Source organism: Streptomyces sp. NPDC093085, from assembly GCF_040683935.1.
Taxonomy (GTDB): Bacteria; Actinomycetota; Actinomycetes; order Streptomycetales; family Streptomycetaceae; genus Streptomyces.
The window spans coordinates 125,597-145,469 of sequence record NZ_JBFBFB010000009.1 but is presented as its reverse complement, the minus strand read 5'-3'; the positions used below and the strand labels follow the sequence as shown (position 1 = coordinate 145,469).

Sequence of the window (19,873 nt, the reverse complement as noted above, 5' to 3'; positions counted from 1 at the left end):
CACTGTGATGGTCGAAAAAGCACATAAACGTATATTGGGCGACATGGCGAGTATTCGCCTGTTGCGCGGATAAAGCGCGTGTCGTGGGCACCATGATGGTGTGACCCAATTGACCGATCGCGGCACACCGTTGTCCTCCGCCTCGGCCGTCGATCGCGGCCGGGCCGCCGCGCTGACCGCCTCTTTCCTCCGTGGTGCCATCGCCGCCGGCCTCGGACTCGGCGCGCTGGGCGCGCTTCTGACGGCGATGTGGATCGCGTCGCCCTACCCGGACGGCGGAGCGGGGGCCGCCCTCCATGTGGCGGCAGGGCTCTGGCTGCTGGGCCACGGGATCGAACTGGTACGCCCCGAGACGCTCTCCGGGGGCCCTGCGCCGCTGGGTGTCGTGCCGCTGTTCCTCATGGCGGCGCCGGTCTGGCTGCTCCACCGCGCGGCGCGGGACACGCTGGAACCGGAAGAGGGGCGTCCGCAACTCACCGCGCTCGGCGCCGTGTCCACGGTGAGCTGCGGCTATCTGCTGGTCGGCGCCGCCGCCGCGGGGTACGCGGCGGGCGGCCCGCTCCCCGCGCACCCGCTGCGCGTCGCGCTCGCCCTGCCCGCCGTCACGCTTCTCTCGGCCGCCGTCGGGGCGTGGACGGCGAGCGGGCGGCCGGGCGGCCCCCTCCCCGCCTGGCTGCCCGGTCCCGTACGGACGGCGCTCGCGCGCACCAGGACCCGGGTCGCGGTGCGCGCCGGGGCGGCGGGCGCGCTGCTGCTGACGGGCGGGGGCGCGCTGCTCGTCGCGGTCTCGCTCGGCCTGCACAGCGGCGCGGGGTACGCGGCCTTCGAACACCTGGCCGCCGACTGGTCGGGCCGGCTGGCCCTGCTGCTGCTCGCGCTGGCCCTGGTCCCCAACGCCGCGATCTGGGGCGCGTCGTACGGCCTGGGCGCCGGCTTCGCCCTCGGTACGGGGGCCACGGTCACCCCGTACGCGGTCCTCGGCACCCCCGCGCTGCCCGCCTTTCCGCTGCTCGCCGCGGTGCCCGAGGGGCCGTTGACGCCGCCTCAGTGGGCCGTGGCGGCGGTGCCGGCCCTGGCGGGGCCGACGGTCGCCTGGTTCACGCTCCGGGTGGCCGCGCCGCCCTTCGCCGTACGGGAGGAGGCGTGGAGCGCACGGTCCACCGCGCTGGGGACGGCGCTCGGGGGAGTGGTGTGCGCGGGGCTGATGGCCCTTCTGGCGCTGCTGTCCGGGGGCCCGTTGGGCAACGGGAGGCTGGCGGACTTCGGCCCCGCGTGGTGGCTGACCGGGGCGTCGGCGCTGGTGTGGACGGTGGCCCTCGGCGTACCGACGGCGCTGGTGGTACGGGCCTGGCGGCTGCGGAAGCGGCGGCCGAGCAGGGCGGAACGGAGGGCGGAACGGCGAGCCGACCGGGAAGCCGCGCGGACGGCGGCGAAGGCGGCGAAGTCGGCTGCGAAGACCCCGGCTCCGGCCCCGGCCCCGGCCGCGGAGCCGGAGCTTCCGGCGTGGTGGCAGGCGCCCCTGTGGTGGCTGGGACTGCGCCGCGTCCCGGGGGACGGTGCGGTACTGGGCGGCACGGATCCCGTACCGCCGGGCGCCGCTGGGAACGCCGCCGCGTATACGGCAGGAGGAGGCGGACCGGGGAGCGTCCTGACGGACGAGGACGACGAGCCGTACGAGTTCCTGGCGACCGACGCCTGGCACGAGCGGGGGGCGCGGGAGGCACGCTGGGCCGCGTTCAAGGAGGCATCGGGCGGCCTGATGGCCGACTTCCCGCCCACCACCCCGCCCCGGCCACCGGCCGCATCGGCTCCGCCTTCGGCCGCGCCTACCCCGTCGTCCCCGCTGGCCCCGTCGGGCCTGTCGGCTCCGCCTCCGGCCCCACCTGCCCCGCCAACCCCGCCTGCTGCGTCGGGCCCAGCAGCCGCCGGACCCTCTCCGGCTCCTGAGTCTCCCGAGGCGCCTCCCCGGACATCTCCCCGGACGCCGCCGGAGTCCGGTTCCTGACGGGGAACCTTCGGGGGCCGGTGGGGTGTCTGTGTTCTGTCTGTGCCGGCTGTTCCCTTACTCCCTGACGCCGAAGACCGGCTCCAGGGAGTGCGGGAGCAGTTCGTTGCAGGAGAGCTGGCCCGTCTTTGTCAGCGCGTCGTTGACGCACGTGTAGTAGTCGCGGTAGACGAGCTGCACCGTGAACGTCGCCGCCACGATGGCCAGTGCCAGGCCGGCCGTCACCAGGCCGCTCACCGCCGCCGTGGTCTGCGACCGGTTCGAGGGCCGGCCGGGCTCGCCGGACGGGCCGGCGGGGCCGGACTTGGCGAGCTGGACGCGCGCGCCGGGCTGACCGGGCTGACCGGGGGGAGTGGCCGGTGGGGGCGGGATCTGCCGGCCCGTCGCAGAGGTGGAGGCAGCGGGGTTCTCCGTTGCCTTCTTGCTTTTGGCGCGCAGGGAGCTGGCGCCCCAGTAGACCGCGAGCGAGCCGAGCAGCAGGGCGATGTCGGGCAGGTCGAAGAGGGCGAAGAAGAACGCCCACATCCCGCTGAGCAGCGCGTAACGAGCGCGGCGCTGGGCCGGGTCCGTCGGATCCCAGCGCAGCCCGCCGCTCCGGCCGGGGTCGGCGCCCTCCGGGCCGTTGCCGGAACCGCTCTGCCCGTACGGGCCCTGGTTCTGGTCGCCGGGGCGGCTGCCGAAGCCTCCCGAGGAGCGGCCGGGCTGGCGGCTGCTCCACTGGCTGCCCCAGCCGCCCCGCCCGGAGCCGCCGTCCTGCCCCGCGCCCTGCCCGTCGCCGGACTCGGGGTGGCGGGGCTGCCACGGCTGGTCGGGCCTGCCCTCGGGCGGCGGTGCGAACGGATTGTCGTCGGGGGAGGCGCCGGAGGCACCGGACCCGGAGCCACCGGATCCGGAGGTGCCGGACGCCGGTCCGGATCCGGAGCGGCCCTCCGGCTCCTGGGACCCCGTGGAGGAGGACTGGCGTTCCCGCTCCAGCAGCACCGGCCCGGAGGGCGGCGGGAGGTGGAGTGCCGTGCGGCGGCGTCGGTCCTGCATGTGGTGAACGTCTTCCCCTCAGACCCGCTCACGCCCATCACGCGGGGGTCATGTACCAGATACGGCCCGTCCCGGAGACGAACCCTGTCCCCTGACGCTACCTCCCGGCCGCGCCCCCGTCCCGTGGGGGCCGCTCGGTGTGCCGGTATCGTTGCTGACGGTCGGCCCCTTCGTAGAGTTCCCCGGATCGGGGAACGTGACTCGTTCGTACGACCACACAAAAAGCCGCACGGCCGTCGCAGGGCAGTCGCACGGCCTGTGAAGCTGTCGCCCGCTCCCAGAAAGGCCCCGCCGTGGCCTCCCCGCCCGACGACGCACCCCGGCCGTCCGCCGCCTCCGGGGCGCCCGCCGCATCCGACCGGATCGCCCGGATCGTGGTGCTGGTCTCCGGATCCGGTACGAATCTCCAGGCCCTCCTCGACGCCATCGGCGACGACCCCGAGGGCTTCGGCGCCCGTATCGTCGCCGTCGGCGCGGACCGGGGCGCCATCGCGGGGCTGGAGCGCGCCGAGCGCGCCGGGCTGCCGACCTTCGTACACCGGGTCAAGGAGTACGCGACGCGTGACGAGTGGGACGCCGCGCTGGCCGAGGCGACCGCCGCGTACCGACCCGACCTGGTGGTCTCGGCGGGCTTCATGAAGATCCTGGGCAAGGAGTTCCTGGCCCGCTTCGGCGGCCGGTGCGTCAACACGCACCCCGCCCTCCTCCCCAGCTTTCCCGGCGCCCACGGCGTACGCGACGCGCTCGCGTACGGCGCGAAGGTGACCGGCTGCACGGTCCACTTCGTCGACGACGGTGTCGACACCGGCCCGATCATCGCGCAGGGCGTGGTCGCGGTCCGGGACGAGGACGACGAAGACGCTCTCCATGAGCGCATCAAGGAAGTCGAGCGACGCCTGCTCGTCGAGGTCGTGGGGACACTGGCCCGGCACGGCTATCGCATCGAGGGACGAAAGGTATACGTCGGTGAATAATCAGGGAACCAAGCGGCCCATCCGCCGGGCACTGGTCAGCGTCTACGACAAGACCGGCCTGGAGGAGCTGGCGCGCGGGCTGCACGAGGCCGGCGTCACCCTGGTCTCGACCGGCTCCACCGCCGGGAGGATCGCCGCGGCCGGCGTGCCCGTCACCAAGGTCGAGGAGCTGACCGGCTTCCCCGAGTGCCTGGACGGCCGCGTCAAGACGCTCCACCCGCGCGTCCACGCCGGCATCCTCGCCGACCTGCGCCTCGACTCCCACCGCGAGCAGCTCGCCGAGCTGGAGATCGAGCCGTTCGACCTGGTCGTCGTCAACCTCTACCCGTTCCGCGAGACGGTCGCCTCCGGCGCCACCCCCGACGAGTGCGTCGAGCAGATCGACATCGGCGGCCCCTCCATGGTCCGCGCCGCCGCCAAGAACCACCCCTCGGTCGCGGTCGTCACCAGCCCCGAGCGGTACGCGGACGTCCTCGGCGCCGTACGCGACGGCGGCTTCGACCTGGCGACGCGGAAGCGGCTCGCGGGCGAGGCGTTCCAGCACACGGCGGCATACGACGTGGCCGTGGCCTCCTGGTTCGCCGGCGACTACGCCGCAGCCGACGACTCTGGTTTCCCGGACTTCCTGGGGGCCACGTACGCGCGGAAGAACGTCCTCCGGTACGGCGAGAACCCGCACCAGCCCGCCGCGCTCTACACCACGGGGGAGGGCGGCCTCGCGGAGGCCGAGCAGCTCCACGGCAAGGAGATGTCGTACAACAACTACACGGACACGGACGCCGCGCGCCGTGCCGCGTACGACCACTCCGAGCCCTGCGTCGCGATCATCAAGCACGCCAACCCGTGCGGCATCGCCATCGGTGACGATGTCGCCGAGGCGCACCGCAAGGCCCACGCCTGCGACCCGCTCTCCGCGTTCGGCGGCGTGATCGCCGTCAACCGCCCGGTCTCCGTCGCGCTGGCCGAGCAGGTCGCGGAGATCTTCACCGAGGTCATCGTGGCACCGGGGTACGAGGACGGCGCCGTCGAGGTGCTGGCCCGCAAGAAGAACATCCGCGTACTGCGCTGCCCCGAGGCGCCCGCCGCCGCCGTGGAGACCAAGCCGATCGACGGCGGGGCGCTGCTCCAGGTCACCGACCGGCTCCAGGCCGACGGCGACGACCCGGCCAACTGGACGCTGGCGACCGGCGAGCCGCTCTCCGAGGCCGAGCTGCGCGAACTGTCCTTCGCGTGGAAGGCCTGCCGCGCCGTCAAGTCCAACGCGATCCTGCTCGCCAAGGGCGGCGCCTCGGTCGGTGTCGGCATGGGCCAGGTCAACCGCGTCGACTCGGCGAAGCTCGCGGTGGAGCGCGCGGGTGAGGAACGGGCGCGCGGTGCGTTCGCGGCGTCCGACGCGTTCTTCCCGTTCCCCGACGGCCTGGAGATCCTGCTGGACGCGGGCGTCCGGGCGGTGGTCCAGCCGGGCGGTTCGGTCCGCGACGAGCAGACGATCGAGGCGGCCCGCAAGGCGGGGGCGACGATGTACTTCACGGGGACGCGGCACTTCTTCCACTGAGCCTGCCGACCGCTGACTCGCTGACTCTGCTGACCGATGGCTCGCTGACCTGCTGGGTACTGCTCGTAGGGGCCGCGTAAAGCCGAAGGCCGTAGATCCAGCACCGGTTGCCCGGTGGGGATTTACGGCCTTCGGCTGTGAGCGTGCCCGAGCGGCGCACTCACGGGGATCAGTAGCGGGGGCGGTTGAACCACGCGGAGGCGGAGCTGTTCACCATCGAGGCGAGGATGATCCCGCTGCACGCGAGCGAGATGATCGCGCTGAAGGCGCCCCCGTTGCCCCCGTTGGCCAGGTTGCCGAGACCGCCGAGCAGGCCCAGCGAGGCGTAGACGATCGTCGTCACGCGGATGCCGGTGCCGCCGGTGGCGAACTTGACGCCCAGGAAGATCGAGAGGGCGCCGATGCCCACGAGGAGCACGCCGCCGACGATGCCGATGCCCGCCAGGGCGTTGCCGGCGTTCGACGAGCTGTGGGAGGCGGCGGCGCCGACGATGCCCATGCCGATACCGATGACGAGCCCCGCCAGGATCTGGAAGCCGGCGAAGATGAAGAGGAAGACGCGAGCGGTCTTCATCAGGCCGGGCATCTCCATCTGGCCGCTGTACCCGGTGGGGGCCGGCGGCGGGGACGGGTAGCCGTACCCGCCGGGCTGCTGCGGCTGGCCCTGCGGGTAGCCGTACCCCGGCTGGCCAGGCGGCGGACCCTGGGGCTGGCCGTAGCCGGGCTGCTGGCCCTGCTGGCCGTAGGGGTTGTTGGGATCGCCGAAACTCATGGCGGGGTTCCTCCGTTGGGTGGTGCGGGGACGGATGGCCCGCGCGCGGAGGAAGATCTCAGGCTGTGGTGCGGTCTGAGCGGTCTGGCTCCCCCGACGCCGGCCGCACTGCGACGTAATCGTGTTATCTACCACCGATTTTGTCCAGTCGCACACCATAGACGTTGTGCAAGTGCAATCTCTTGTGCGCCGACGTACGGGAAGGTGGCGGGGAGCGGATTGGAACCGGGGAGGGGTCTTCCGGGAGGATGGGGGTATGAGCGCCCAGATTCTCGATGGCAAGGCCACCGCAGCCGCGATCAAGTCCGATCTCACCGTCCGCGTGGCGGCCCTCAAGGAGCGGGGTGTCACCCCTGGTCTCGGCACCCTGCTGGTCGGGGACGACCCGGGCAGCCGCTGGTACGTCAACGGCAAGCACCGCGATTGCGCCCAGGTGGGCATCGCCTCCATCCAGCGTGAACTGCCCGACACGGCCACGCAGGAGGAGATCGAGGCGGTCGTACGGGAGCTGAACGCCGACCCCGCGTGCACCGGGTACATCGTGCAGCTCCCGCTGCCCAAGGGCATCGACACCAACCGGGTGCTGGAGCTGATGGACCCGGCCAAGGACGCCGACGGGCTGCACCCGATGAGCCTCGGCCGGCTGGTGCTCAACGAGCCGGGCCCGCTGCCGTGCACCCCGTACGGGATCATCGAGCTGCTCCGCCACCACGGCGTGGAGATCAACGGGGCGCATGTCGTGGTCGTCGGGCGCGGTATCACGGTGGGCCGCTCGATCCCGCTGCTGCTGACCCGCCGGAGCGAGAACGCCACCGTCACCCAGTGCCACACCGGCACCTGTGACCTGCCCGCGCTGCTGAAGCAGGCCGACATCATCGTGGCGGCGGCGGGGGTGCCGCACATCATCAAGCCGGAGGACGTCAAGGAGGGCGCGGCCGTTCTCGACGTCGGCGTCAGCCGGGACGAGAACGGCAAGATCGTCGGTGATGTCCACCCGGGCGTGGCCGAGGTGGCCGCCTGGATCTCGCCCAACCCGGGCGGTGTCGGGCCGATGACCCGTGCGCAGCTCCTGGTCAATGTGGTGGAGGCGGCGGAGCGTACGGCCGCCGACGCGGACGCGGGCTGAGCGCGGGCCCGAGCGAGAGCCTGAGCGGAAAGCCTGAGCGAAAGGGTGCCATTGATGGGTGCGGGGTCGGGTGCGGGTACGGGGTCGGGGTCGGGTGCGGGGGAGGGCGCCGGGGTTGCTGAGGGCACTGGTTCCGCCGGTGCCGTAGGCGCCGCCGAGTCCGTGGATGCGGCGGATACGGCGGAGGCCGGCGGGGCTGACCGTACGGCCGGATCCGGCGGTACGGATGCGATGGCCGGGACCGGGGGTACGGACGCGGCTGCGGAAGCCTCCGGGGCGGACGGGACCAGCGGGACCGCTGGAACGGGCGGAGCAGCCGGTGCGGCTGGTGCGGGCGGGGCCGGGCGGCGGTTTGCGCTCACCCGGGACACCGCCCGCCCCGAGGGCGGCGGCCGGGCCGCGCCCGGCGGGGCCCCGGCGCCCGCCCGGCAGTGGCCGCTGCTCAGCGTGGTCGGCACGGTCGGCCTCGGGCTGCTGATCGTCGGGGCGAACCCGTTCGCCGAGGCGTTCCGTATCGGCACCATCCTGGTCGGTATCGCCCTCATCGGCGGCGCGGTCCTGCGGCGCGTCCTGCCCTCCGTCGGCATGCTCGCCGTACGGTCGCGCTTCACCGACATGCTCACCTACGGGCTGCTCGGCGTCGCGATCGTGCTGCTCTCCCTGATGACCCAGCCCCGGCCATGGCTGGAGATCCCGTTCCTTGAGGACACGCTCCACTTCACCGTGCGCTGACCTCGTCCCCTGCTCGAACTCCCTGGCCGAATCGCTCCGTCCGGCCACAGCGGCGGTCCGCCCTCTCCCCCGTGGAAGGCGGACCGCCGTGTTCGTGCGGCTGCCCGTCCCCTCCCCCGAGGAGGACGGACCGCCGTGGCACGCACGGTGTGGTCGGTGGAGGGCGGCGCGGGGTGGACCGCGCCGCCCGTTGTGCACCACAGACTGTTCCGCGTCACGTCGGGTGACCGCCAGAGTGATCCGGGTAATCGGGCCCTTGTGGGACGGACGCCCCTCTGAACTGCTGGGACGCGATGTCCCATGGGACGTGGTGGGACGCAGGGGAACGGTTGGGAGCGCTTCCCCGCAGAGCGGAGGTTGGCCGGAAGCCGATGGGCGGGCGGTGAGGGGAGGAACCGTGAGTTCGCCAGGGGGCGCCCTGGGGAGGACAGGGTATGGGGAGGGCCCCCGTACCATCCGATAACGCATGAGGTGGACATGCCGCGTTGGAAAGAATTGCCTTCGGAGCTGCCGGAGAAGGATTTACAGCTTCTCGTTCAGCTACGGCGGCTCAAGGACCGCTCCGGCCTCGGGCTCACCGGGCTGGCCGCGAAGACCGGGTACAGCCGCTCGTCCTGGGAGCGCTATCTCAACGGGAAGCAGCCGGTGCCCCGGGGGGCCGTCGAAGCACTGGCCAAGGCGTGCGGCCAGGACCCGACGCGGCTGCTGGTCCTGCACGAGGTGGCCGCCGCCGAGGCGGGGAGGACCGGGGAGACGGCGGGTGCGGCCGGTGCGGCCCATGCGGCCCATGCGTCCGGTGCGGCGGAGGCCGCCGGGAAGAGCGCGGCCGGGGAGAGCGCGGCCGGGGAGAAGCCGGGCGGGGAGAAGCCGGGCGGGGCGAAGCCGGAGAGCCCGGAGAATCCCGGGAAGGCGACGGCGGCGGAAGCCCCGGAGACCCTGGGACCGGCGGGATCGGCGGCATCGGCAGGGCGGACGGGATCGGCGGGGCTCGCTGGGCCGGCGGGATCGGCGGCATCGGCGGAGGGGGGAGCCACGGCCGGCTCCGGGGGCGCGTCCTCCGGAGACCACGGCCCGGCGGGCGGGGGCGACCCGGATGCGGGTGCCCCGGAGGCCCCCGGGGACCGTCCCCGCCGTATGGTCCCGCTGTGGGCCGCCGTCACGGGCGTCGTCGTCGCCCTCGCCGCCGCCTTCGGCGCCGGGCTGCTGCTCGCGCCCGACGACAGGGCGCCGGAGAGCAAGGCGCCCGAGCCGGTCGTCTACGAACCGGGGCGTACGTACGACTGCCTCAAGGAGCGCAAGGACGGCGCGGCGTACGCCGGGCACAGCGTCACCCGCGATGCGCTGATGGACCTCAACGGCAGCGGCCGGGATGTCGTCGAGGCCCAGTGCCTGCTGAAGCAGCACGGTTTCGACCCGGGGGACATCGACGGCCTGTACGGGGTGCGCACCAAGGAAGAGGTCAGGAAATTCCAGACCTCGCGCGGTCTCGTCAGCGATGGCATCGTGGGCCCCGACACCTGGGGGGAGCTGCGCAAGTGAGTGAAGTGCGCCCGGTGGCGGCCGAATGTGCCCGGCTGGCCGCCGAGTTGAGCGCGTTACGGGAGCGTACGGGGCTGAGCCTGGCGGCGCTGGCCGACCGGACCCCGTACAGCAAGTCGTCCTGGCAGCGGTACCTCAACGGTACGAAACCCGTGCCCCGTAACGCGATCACGGTGCTCTGCGGGATCGCGCGGGAACCCGCGGACCGGCTGATCGCACTCTGGGAGATCGCCGACGCGGCCTGGAGCGGCCGGGCGGGTACGGCTCCCCCGTCCGCCCCGTCCACCGCCCCGGTTGCCGTCCCTGCCCCGGCCCCCGGACCGGCGCCCCCCGCTGCCGCTGCCCCTGCCCCTGCCCCTGCCCCCGCCGCCGCACCGGGCGGGGGCGCCGCGCCCGTACCCGTACCCCTATCCGTACCGGCCGGTCCGCGCGGCCCCGGGAAGCGGGGCGTGCGGCACCAGCGGTGGCTGCTGGCCGGCGGGGTGGTGGCCGCCGTCGCGGTCGCCGTCTCCGTGCTGGTGCTGGGGTGGCCGTACGGAGGCGGCGGTGGCGGGAGCATCGGGGCGGCGGGCGCGGGCCGCGCCGGGGCGACGGAGTGGATCACCGCCCAGCCGATCGCGCCGCAGTGCGTCGGCTCCGCCTGCGTCGGGCTCAACCCGGGGAGCATGACCTGCGCGGTCGGGGACGCCGTGAAGACCATCGAGACCTTCCGCGCCTCGGGCGGGCAGCGGCTGGAGCTGAGGTTCAGCGAGACCTGCCGCGCGCTGTGGCTCCGTACGACCGGGCTACGGCTGGGGGAGTACGCGGAACTCGCGGTGCCCGGCGGCCTCCCGCAGCGGATCCTGGTGCGGGACCAGCGGCAGGCCGAGAACTACCTCTCCACGAACATCGCGGGCGACGGCAACGCCGATTCGGCCCGGATCTGCGTGGGCGTGGGCGTGGGGGAGGGAGCCGCAGGGGCCGAGGGGGCCGCAGGGGCCGAGGGGGCCGAGGGGGCCGCGGAGAAGACCACCGAGCAGGTCTCGGACCGCGGTGAACCCGAGTGCTTCGACTGGAGGCGCCCATAGGCAGGCGCCCATAGGCAGGCGCTCGTAGACAGGCGCTCGTAGCGGCGCTCATAGGCGCGCCCTGTGGACAGGCCCCGTAACAGGCCCCGTAACAGGCCCCGTGGACAGGCGCGCGCAGGCAGGCGTCACGGCGGCGGCGACCGTCCTCACCCCCGATGAGAGGACGGGTGCCGCCGCCGTGACGTGAGATCAGCGTCACGTGAGAACACAAAGAGGCTCAAGCTCTCTTTGCCGCCTGTGGCACGGAAGTGACCATTCCGCGGTGGTGTGATGAGTGCGCAACGAATGCGAGACTGGGGCGGTGTCCGGTCCCGGGGCGTGCGCCGTGGCGCGCGTACGGTCTCGGACACTCCCGTGCGGGGCAGACCCCCGGCCTGGCATCCTGGCCGGGTACGCCTTCGCGGGCGGCCACGGCGGGGGAGAGCCGGGGCCGCGCCGTACGGCTCCGGCCGGGGCGGTGGGGGAACGGCGCGGGAGACCGCGGGAGATCGCGGGAGATCGCGGGAGACCGCGGGAGATCAAGTGCGGCGCGGGGGCGCCGGTGACGGTGCGCGGCTCATCAGGCACGTGCGGGGGGACAAGGGGGAGGCGGAATGCCTCGTTGGAAGGCGCTACCGGAAGGACTCGACCCGGAGGTCAGCGAGTTCACGAGCCAGTTGCGCAGGCTCGTCGACCGGAGCGGTCTGAGTATCGCCGCCGTGGCGGACAGGACCGGCTACAGCAAGACGTCGTGGGAGCGGTATCTGGGCGGGCGACTCCTCCCGCCCAAGGGCGCGGTCGTCGCGCTGGCCCAGGTGACCGGGGTCGACCAGGGGCATCTGACGACGATGTGGGAGCTTGCGGAGCGGGCCTGGAGCCGTTCCGAGATGCGCCACGACATGACCATGGAAGCGATCAGGATCTCGCAGGCGCGGACGGCGCTCGCCGAATCCGGGAAGAACCCGGTCGTCGCCGTCCCCGACCCGGCCCCCACTCCGGCCCCGAACGCGCCCGCCGGTACGGCCGCCCACGGTGCCGGTAACGGCAGTGGCGCCACCGTGGACCTGGGGCGCGGCCGTGGCACCGTACCCCCGCAGGGCGCGCCGGGAGCGCCGGGAGCGCCGTACTCCGCAGCGCCGAACATCTCCGGGCCGCCGTTCCCCGGCGGTCCGGGCGCCCAGCAGGCCCCGTACGGCCCGAACACCCCGTACGCACCGCATGCGCAGGCCGGTCCCGGCGGACCGGGCGGCCAGGCCGGACCCGGCGGCCAGGGCGGAGGCAAGCGTGGCGGACGGCGCAAGGCGATGATCTTCGTCTCGGGCCTCGCCGCCGCGCTCATCGGGGTCGCCGCCGCGTTCGCGCTCACCAACCTCGGCGGCGACGGTGACGGCAGGACCGTCGCCCAGTCCCCGACGCCCAAGGCGTCCACCAGCGAGCCGGTGCTGCCCGAAGGGGTGAAGTGCGCCGGTGACCGGTGCGCCGGCAAGGACCCCGAGGAGATGGGGTGCAGCGGCGAGTACGCCGAGACCGTCGCCAGTGCCACGGTCGGTACGGCGCTGGTCGAGGTCCGCTACAGCAAGACCTGCGGCGCCGCGTGGGCCCGGATCACGCAGGCGGCGCTCGGCGACGAGATACGGATATCCCCCGCCAAGGGGCCGGGCCAGAGCAGCGAGGTCGAGACCGCGACCAACGCCTACACCCCGATGACCACGGCGGAGGACGCGACGGCCGTCAAGGCGTGCGCCACCCTCAAGACCGGCGAGACGGGGTGCGCGACCCCGCAAGGGTGACCCTCTTTCAGGGGGAGTGCGGGGGAGTACGGGGGGGGAGTGCGGGGAGTACGGGGGGAGTACGAGGCCGCCGTACCGACGGTCGTACAGGGCATCCGTCAGGGCATCCGTGTCCCGTGGGACAAGTCCGTGAGACAAGTCCGTGGGAAAGCACGTGGGACAAGCCCGTGAGACGTGCCACAAAGGGGGCGTGGGCGCGCTCCGGCGCGGGTCGGATAGCCTGACCGCTGGATATCTCTTCACGTCAAGATTCGGATGACGGACGGTCGATCACCGGCCCGCCCCCGAGACCGCCGGGGGAGATGTCCCGATCAGGGGCTGGGCCCCCACCGCCAGACTGTCTTACGGAGACCGCCATGACCCGCACTCCCGTGAATGTCACCGTCACCGGCGCGGCCGGCCAGATCGGTTACGCGCTGCTCTTCCGCATCGCCTCCGGCCAGCTCCTCGGCGCGGACGTGCCGGTCAAACTGCGTCTCCTGGAGATCCCGCAGGGCCTCAAGGCCGCCGAGGGCACCGCGATGGAGCTGGACGACTGCGCCTTCCCGCTGCTCAGCGGCGTCGAGATCACCGACGACCCGAACGTCGCCTTCGACGGCGCCAACGTCGCGCTGCTGGTCGGCGCCCGCCCCCGTACCAAGGGCATGGAGCGCGGCGACCTGCTCGCCGCCAACGGCGGCATCTTCAAGCCGCAGGGCAAGGCCATCAACGACCACGCCGCCGACGACATCAAGGTCCTCGTCGTGGGCAACCCGGCCAACACCAACGCGCTCATCGCGCAGGCCGCAGCGCCGGACGTACCGCGCGAGCGCTTCACCGCGATGACCCGCCTCGACCACAACCGGGCGATCTCGCAGCTCGCCGCGAAGACCGGTGCCGCCGTCTCCGACATCAAGCGGCTGACGATCTGGGGCAACCACTCCGCCACCCAGTACCCGGACATCTTCCACGCCGAGATCGCGGGCAAGAACGCCGCCGAGACCGTCGACGACGAGACCTGGCTGGCCGAGACGTTCATCCCGACCGTCGCCAAGCGCGGCGCGGCGATCATCGAGGCGCGGGGCGCGTCCTCCGCCGCCTCCGCCGCCAACGCGGCCATCGACCACGTCCACACCTGGGTCAACGGCACCGCCGAGGGCGACTGGACCTCCATGGGCATCCCGTCGGACGGCTCGTACGGGGTGGCCGAGGGGCTCATCTCCTCCTTCCCCGTCACCACGAAGAACGGCACGTACGAGATCGTCCAGGGCCTGGACATCAACGCGTTCTCGCGCGCCCGGATCGACGCCTCCGTCAAGGAGCTGGCGGACGAGCGCGACGCGGTGCGCGAGCTGGGCCTCATCTGACCGTACGGTCGTCGCCCGACCGCAGGACCCACCAGCACCAGCACCAGCGCAAGCCCTGTGCCGCCGGAACACCACCGGCGGCACAGGGCTTTTCGCTGCCTCCTCCGCTGACGCGCCTCCATGCGCTGTTGCGTACCTTCGTCGCGATGTAGTACTTCTTATACATGAGCGAGCAGGTGCACAACAGGATGGCTGTCGTGAGGGCCGAACGGAAGGTCTCCCGGCAGCAGTTGGCCGAGGCAGTGGGCGTCCACTACCAGACCATCGGCTACATCGAGCGCGGGCAGTACAACCCCAGCCTCGACCTGGCCCTGAGGGTCGCGGAGTACTTCGGCCTCCCCGTGGAGGCGCTGTTCTCCCTGAAGCCCTTCAGCCCGCTCACGGACGAGGTCTACGGGAGGAAGCAGCGATGACCGCACGACAGGCAAATGGAACTCAGGCGCCCACGGCGTACGACCGGCGCATGCACGCGATCATGAACCGCGAGGAGGGCCGTTCCCTCTACGGCACCGCCGCGCGCAGGAGGCTCGTCGTCGGCGTCCATATCGCGCTGACGGCGGTCGGCGTCGGCGCGGCGCTGTTCGCGCTCGCCACCGACCGGGTGTGGCCGCTGTTCGTGATGGCCGGCGCGCTGCTCCCCTGGTGCCTGGCGACCGGCCTCCTCAACGGCGCCACGCGCGGGCTGCTGGAGCTGCGCGGCCGGATCCTCGACGAGCGCCAGCGCGCCGAGCGCGACCAGGCCGGCGCCCGCGCCCACCGGGTCATGCTCACCCTCCTGCTCGGTGGCACGCTGATCGCCCTCGGGCTCGGGCTGGGGCCGGGCGGCGGCTCGGACCTGACGGTTCCGCTGCCGTACGTCCTGACGCTCGCCCTGATCACGCACTGGCTGATGCCGCTGTGGGTGGCCGGACTCCGCGTCCAGGACGAGCCCGCGGACGCCTGACACCGGGCGCACATCCGACGTCCGGCGCACATCCGACGTCCGGCGCACACCCGGCGTCCGGCACGCGCCCGGCGTCCGGCGCACACCCGACGTCCGGCACACCTGCGTACTGCCGTACGGCGTGACAAAAAGTGACACGACGCACTTTCCGGCACGCCGTACGCATGCTTTCCGCACCCCGGGGCAGGTGCCCCCATCGCCAGTTGTCGCTGGTGAGGACTGTTCCGGGAATGGAAGGCAAACACGACGTGTCGGCACAACAGACGATTCATGTGGACGGGAAGTGGCGCGCTGCCGCGTCCGGTGCCACCCGGGACATTCTCGACCCCGCCGACGCGACGCTCCTCGCCGTCGTGTCCGAGGGCGACGCCCAGGACACCGACGCGGCGGTCGCCGCCGCCCGGCACGCCTTCGACCACGGCCCCTGGCCGCGCACCCCGGTCGCCGAGCGGGCCGCGCTGCTGCGCAGGACCGCCGATCTGCTGATCAGGAACCGCGAGCAGATAGCCCTGCTGGAGAGCCGGGACGCCGGCAAGACCCTCGAAGAGGGGCGCGTCGACGTCGACTGTGTCGCCGCCGCCTTCCGCTACTTCGCGGACCTCGTCGTCAACGAGAGCGGCGGCCGGGTCGTCGACGCCGGCGCGGACACCGTCCACAGCGTCGTCGTCCACGAACCCGTCGGCGTCTGCGCGATGATCACCCCCTGGAACTACCCGCTCCTCCAGGCGAGCTGGAAGATCGCCCCGGCGCTCGCCGCGGGCAACACCTTCGTCATCAAGCCGAGCGAGCTCACCCCGCTCTCCACCGTCGACCTCATCGACCTGCTCGCCGAGGCCGGCCTGCCGCCCGGCGTCGCCAACCTCGTCACCGGCGCCGGTGACCCGGTCGGCGCCCGGCTCTCCGCCCACCCCGACGTGGACCTCGTCTCGTTCACCGGCGGCCTCGTCAGCGGTACGAAGGTGATGGCGGCGGCGGCCCCCGGCGTGAAGAAGGTCGCCCTCGAACTCGGCGGCAAGAACCCGAACGTCGTCTTCGCGGACGCCTGCGCCACCGACGAGGGCTTCGACACCGCCGTCGACCAGGCGCTCAACGCCGCCTTCATCCACAGCGGCCAGGTCTGCTCGGCCGGCTCCCGCCTGATCGTCGAGGAGTCCCTGCGCGAACGTTTCGTCGCCGAACTGGCCCGCCGCGCCGGGCGGATCCGGCTCGGCCGGGGCACCGAGGACGGGGTGGAGTGCGGCCCGCTGGTCTCCGCGCGGCAGCTCGCCAGGACCGAGGAGTACGTGGCCTCCGCGCTCGCCGAGGGCGCGGTGCTCCGCTCCGGCGGCAAGCGGCCCGCGCCCTCCGCCGCCCGTCCCGAGGGCGGCTACTTCTACGAGCCGACCGTCCTCGACCAGTGCGACCGCACCATGCGGGTGGTACGGGAGGAGGTCTTCGGCCCCGTCCTGACGGTCGAGACCTTCCGCACCGAGGAGGAGGCCGTCACCCTCGCCAACGACACCGAGTACGGGCTCGCGGGGGGCGTGTGGAGCGCGGACCCGGGGCGCGCGCGGCGCGTGGCCGGACGGCTGCGGCACGGCACCGTATGGATCAACGACTTCCACCCCTACCTCCCGCAGGCGGAGTGGGGCGGCTTCGGCAAGTCGGGCGTCGGCCGGGAGCTGGGCCCGGCGGGGCTCGCGGAGTACCGGGAGGCCAAGCACATCTACCAGAACCTGGAGCCGCGCCCGGTCCGCTGGTTCGCGGGCTGAGGTTCGCGGGCTGACGTACGTACGGACCTGAACCCGGCCTCACCCAGGCCCCGGCCACCCCAGCAGAGGAGCAGACCAGACATGGGCACGACGGAGACTCCGCCCGCGTACGACCCGGACGACCACGCGTCCGGCGACACGTACGACTACGTCGTCGTCGGCGGCGGTACGGCCGGCTCGGTGATCGCCTCCCGGCTCACCGAGGACCCCGGCACCACCGTGGCCGTCATCGAGGGCGGCCCCTCCGACGTCGGCCGGGACGATGTCCTCACCCTGCGGCGCTGGATGGGGCTGCTCGGCGGCGAGCTGGACTACGACTACCCGACCACCGAGCAGCCGCGCGGCAACTCCCACATCCGCCACAGCCGCGCCCGGGTGCTGGGCGGCTGCTCCTCCCACAACACGCTCATCGCGTTCAAACCGCTCCCCGGCGACTGGGACGAGTGGGCGGCGGCCGGGGCCGAGGGGTGGGACGCGGCCGCGATGGACCCGTACTTCGGGAAGCTGCGCAACAACGTCGTCCCCGTCGACGAGCGCGACCGCAACGCCATCGCCCGCGACTTTGTGGACGCCGCGCAGACCGCGCTGGGCGTGCCCCGCGTCGAGGGCTTCAACCGGAAGCCCTTCCACGAGGGCGTCGGCTTCTTCGACCTCGCGTACCACCCGGAGGACAACAAGCGCTCCTCCGCCTCCGTCGCCTACCTCCACCCCTTCCTCGACCGCCCCAACCTCCACCTCCTGCTGGAGACCTGGGCGTACCGGCTGGAGCTGGACGGCACCCGCGCCACCGGGGTACGGGTCCGCACCGCCGACGGTACGGAGCGGCTGATCGAGGCCCGTACGGAAGTCCTGGTCTGCGCGGGCGCGGTCGACACGCCCCGGCTGCTGCTCCACTCCGGCATCGGGCCCCGCGCCGACCTGGAGAAGCTCGGCATCCCGGTCGTCCACGACCTGCCGGGTGTCGGCGAGAACCTGCTCGACCACCCCGAGTCGGTGATCGTCTGGGAGACGGACGGGCCGATACCGGAGAACTCGGCGATGGACTCCGACGCGGGGCTCTTCGTACGGCGCGACCCGGCGGCCGAGGGGCCCGACCTGATGTTCCACTTCTACCAGATCCCGTTCACCGACAACCCCGAGCGGCTGGGGTACGAACGCCCCGCGCACGGCGTGTCGATGACCCCCAACATCCCCAAGCCGCGCAGCCGTGGCCGGCTCTACCTCACCAGCGCCGACCCCGAGGTCAAACCGGCCCTGGACTTCCGGTACTTCACCGACGAGGACGACTACGACGGGCGCACCCTGGTCGACGGGATCAGGATCGCCCGCCGGGTCGCCGCCACCGGACCGCTGGCCGGCTGGCTCAAGCGGGAGGTGGCGCCGGGGCCCGGGATCACCTCCGACGAGGAACTGAGCGAGTACGCCCGCCGGTGTGCCCACACCGTGTACCACCCCGCCGGTACCTGCCGGATGGGCGCCGCCACCGATGAACAGGCCGTCGTCACACCCGATCTGCGGATCAGGGGGCTCCGGTCCATCCGTATCGCCGACGCGTCGGTCTTCCCGACGATGCCGGCGGTGAACCCGATGATCGGGGTGCTGATGGTCGGGGAGAAGTGCGCGGACCTGGTCAGGGCGGCGGCCGACGCGGAGGACGAGGAGAAGGGGCTGAGCCGATGAGCGCACCACTGGACAGGCCGGACGAAGCGGGCGGGGCCGGCGCCGAGGGGCCGGAGAGGCCGGCGGGCGCGGCAGGCACGGGCGGGGCCGCGACCGAGCCCGCGCCCGCGTCTGCATCCGCGCCCGCGCCCGCGCCTGATACGGGGACGAGTACGACCGCCGCCGGGCCCGCCGAGGGATCGGCCCCGCCGCCCGTCTTCGCCGTACGCGACCTCTGGAAGGTCTTCGGGCCCCGGCCCGCCCGCGTCCCCGCCGACCCCGAACTCGCCGCGCTCACCGCGCCCGAGCTGCGCGAACGTACCGGCTGTACCGCCGCCGTACGCGCCGTCTCCTTCGATGTCCGCAAGGGCGAGGTCTTCGTTGTCATGGGCCTGTCCGGGTCCGGCAAGTCCACCCTCGTACGATGCCTCACCCGGCTCATCGAACCGACCTCCGGCGCGATAGCCATCGACGGCGAGGACGTCCTCGCCATGGACCGGACCCGGCTGCGCGCGCTGCGCAGGCACCGCGCCGCCATGGTCTTCCAGCACTTCGGCCTGCTGCCGCACCGCTCCGTCCTCGACAACGTCGCCTACGGCCTGGAGATCCAGGGCGTGCCGCGCGCCGAGCGGCGCGCGAGGGCCGCGGAGGTCGTCGGCAAGGTCGGCCTCCAGGGGCTGGAGGAACGGAAACCCGGGCAGCTCTCCGGCGGCCAGCAGCAGCGCGTCGGGCTGGCCCGCGCGCTCGCCGTCGACCCGCAGGTGCTCCTCTTCGACGAACCGTTCAGCGCGCTCGACCCGCTGATCCGGCGCGAGATGCAGGAGGAGGTCATCCGGCTCCACCGGGAGGAGGGCCGCACGATGGTCTTCATCACCCACGACCTCAACGAGGCGCTGCGCCTCGGCGACCGGATCGCGCTGATGCGGGACGGCCGGATCGTCCAGCTCGGCACGCCCGAGGAGATCGTGGGGGCGCCGGCCGACGACTACGTACGGGACTTCGTCCGCGACGTACCGAGGGAGCAGGTGATCACCGTACGGGCGGCGATGCGCGCCCAGGCCGAAGGCGACTCCGGCGCGGGCCCGGCGCTGGCCCCGACCGCGACGGTCTCCGAGGCCATCGAGGCGGTGGCCCGCTCGGGCGACACCGAGGCCCGCGTCGTCGACGACGGCAAGGTGGTCGGCGTCATCGACCACGCCGGCCTCCTGGGCGTCGTCGCCGGCACGGGCACGGGTGCTTCCGGTACGGGCACGGGCGCCTCCGGTACGGGCACGGGCGCCTCCGGTACGGGCACGGGCGCCTCCGGTACGGGCATGGGCGGGGCCGGTACGGAGGTGGGCGGGGCCGGAGCGGCGGGCACGACCCCGGCCACGCACCCGGAAACCGGAGAGGCGGCCCTCCGATGACCGCCACGAACGACACCCCGGACCCCGCCATAGGACCGGGCCCCTCCGGGGCTGTCAGGACCTCCGGTGTCTCCGGTGAACTCGGAGCCCTCGCCTCGGTTGACGCCGAAGGGGCCGGCGCCCCCGACACCCCCGTTTCCGTATCCGCCCCGGGCGGGGACGGCGGGGACGGCGGGGACGGTAGGGCCGATGGC

General features: G+C 73.1%; 16 protein-coding genes. 14 read left to right on the top strand and 2 right to left on the bottom strand.

Annotated elements, in window-relative coordinates; all coding sequences use genetic code 11:
• Positions 1 to 100: 100 nt before the first annotated feature.
• Complete coding sequence (locus AB0O07_RS24090; RefSeq protein ID WP_365636549.1) at positions 101 to 2,005, top strand: DUF6350 family protein; 1,905 nt, start codon at positions 101 to 103, stop codon at positions 2,003 to 2,005.
• Between the two features lie 57 nt (positions 2,006 to 2,062).
• Here AB0O07_RS24090 and AB0O07_RS24085 read toward each other — a convergent pair whose 3' ends face one another.
• Complete coding sequence (locus AB0O07_RS24085) at positions 2,063 to 3,040, bottom strand: hypothetical protein (RefSeq protein ID WP_365636546.1); 978 nt, start codon at positions 3,038 to 3,040, stop codon at positions 2,063 to 2,065.
• A 362-nt stretch (positions 3,041 to 3,402) separates the two neighbouring features.
• On the opposite strand from AB0O07_RS24085, the gene purN reads away from it, so the two are divergent.
• Entirely contained in the window at positions 3,403 to 4,014 is a 612-nt protein-coding gene (gene purN, locus AB0O07_RS24080) for a phosphoribosylglycinamide formyltransferase (protein ID WP_365636820.1), read from the top strand.
• Positions 4,007 to 5,569 (top strand): bifunctional phosphoribosylaminoimidazolecarboxamide formyltransferase/IMP cyclohydrolase, encoded by a 1,563-nt coding sequence (purH, locus tag AB0O07_RS24075; protein WP_365636544.1) that lies wholly within the window; start codon positions 4,007 to 4,009, stop codon positions 5,567 to 5,569. Before purN ends, purH begins: the two co-directional genes overlap by 8 nt.
• A 169-nt stretch (positions 5,570 to 5,738) precedes the next feature.
• On the opposite strand, the gene AB0O07_RS24070 is transcribed toward purH, so the two are convergent.
• Positions 5,739 to 6,341, bottom strand: coding sequence for a hypothetical protein (locus AB0O07_RS24070; RefSeq protein WP_365636541.1), 603 nt, complete (start codon positions 6,339 to 6,341; stop codon positions 5,739 to 5,741).
• A 256-nt stretch (positions 6,342 to 6,597) separates the two neighbouring features.
• Between AB0O07_RS24070 and AB0O07_RS24065 the strand changes: the two genes are divergently transcribed.
• The 11 genes from AB0O07_RS24065 (at position 6,598) to AB0O07_RS24015 (ending at position 19,679) form a co-directional block, all read left to right on the top strand.
• Positions 6,598 to 7,467 (top strand): bifunctional methylenetetrahydrofolate dehydrogenase/methenyltetrahydrofolate cyclohydrolase, encoded by an 870-nt coding sequence (locus AB0O07_RS24065; RefSeq protein WP_365636539.1) that lies wholly within the window; start codon positions 6,598 to 6,600, stop codon positions 7,465 to 7,467.
• Between the two features lie 54 nt (positions 7,468 to 7,521).
• Entirely contained in the window at positions 7,522 to 8,199 is a 678-nt protein-coding gene (locus AB0O07_RS24060) for a DUF3017 domain-containing protein (protein ID WP_365636536.1), read from the top strand.
• 477 nt (positions 8,200 to 8,676) lie between these two features.
• The gene (locus AB0O07_RS24055; protein ID WP_365636534.1) at positions 8,677 to 9,738 is read left to right on the top strand and encodes a peptidoglycan-binding protein; all 1,062 of its coding nucleotides are present in this window, start codon (positions 8,677 to 8,679) and stop codon (positions 9,736 to 9,738) included.
• On the top strand, positions 9,735 to 10,805 hold the full coding sequence (locus tag AB0O07_RS24050) for a helix-turn-helix domain-containing protein (RefSeq protein ID WP_365636532.1): 1,071 nt from the start codon (positions 9,735 to 9,737) through the stop codon (positions 10,803 to 10,805). Before AB0O07_RS24055 ends, AB0O07_RS24050 begins: the two co-directional genes overlap by 4 nt.
• 593 nt (positions 10,806 to 11,398) lie before the next feature.
• The gene (locus AB0O07_RS24045) at positions 11,399 to 12,574 is read left to right on the top strand and encodes a DUF2690 domain-containing protein (RefSeq protein ID WP_365636530.1); all 1,176 of its coding nucleotides are present in this window, start codon (positions 11,399 to 11,401) and stop codon (positions 12,572 to 12,574) included.
• A 356-nt stretch (positions 12,575 to 12,930) separates the two neighbouring features.
• Positions 12,931 to 13,920: a malate dehydrogenase gene (locus AB0O07_RS24040; protein ID WP_365636528.1), complete on the top strand. Its 990-nt coding sequence runs from the start codon at positions 12,931 to 12,933 to the stop codon at positions 13,918 to 13,920.
• 164 nt (positions 13,921 to 14,084) lie between these two features.
• Positions 14,085 to 14,333 carry a helix-turn-helix transcriptional regulator gene (locus AB0O07_RS24035; RefSeq protein ID WP_365636525.1) on the top strand — a complete coding sequence of 83 codons (249 nt, stop codon included), beginning with the start codon at positions 14,085 to 14,087 and terminating at the stop codon, positions 14,331 to 14,333.
• Positions 14,330 to 14,863 carry a hypothetical protein gene (locus AB0O07_RS24030; protein ID WP_365636523.1) on the top strand — a complete coding sequence of 178 codons (534 nt, stop codon included), beginning with the start codon at positions 14,330 to 14,332 and terminating at the stop codon, positions 14,861 to 14,863. Before AB0O07_RS24035 ends, AB0O07_RS24030 begins: the two co-directional genes overlap by 4 nt.
• Positions 14,864 to 15,093: 230 nt before the next feature.
• On the top strand, positions 15,094 to 16,614 hold the full coding sequence (locus tag AB0O07_RS24025) for an aldehyde dehydrogenase family protein (protein ID WP_365636520.1): 1,521 nt from the start codon (positions 15,094 to 15,096) through the stop codon (positions 16,612 to 16,614).
• Positions 16,615 to 16,695: 81 nt separating this feature from the next.
• The gene (locus AB0O07_RS24020; RefSeq protein WP_365636518.1) at positions 16,696 to 18,294 is read left to right on the top strand and encodes a GMC oxidoreductase; all 1,599 of its coding nucleotides are present in this window, start codon (positions 16,696 to 16,698) and stop codon (positions 18,292 to 18,294) included.
• Entirely contained in the window at positions 18,291 to 19,679 is a 1,389-nt protein-coding gene (locus tag AB0O07_RS24015) for a glycine betaine/L-proline ABC transporter ATP-binding protein (RefSeq protein ID WP_365636515.1), read from the top strand. The genes AB0O07_RS24020 and AB0O07_RS24015 overlap by 4 nt, the downstream gene beginning before the upstream one ends.
• Positions 19,680 to 19,873: the final 194 nt, after the last annotated feature.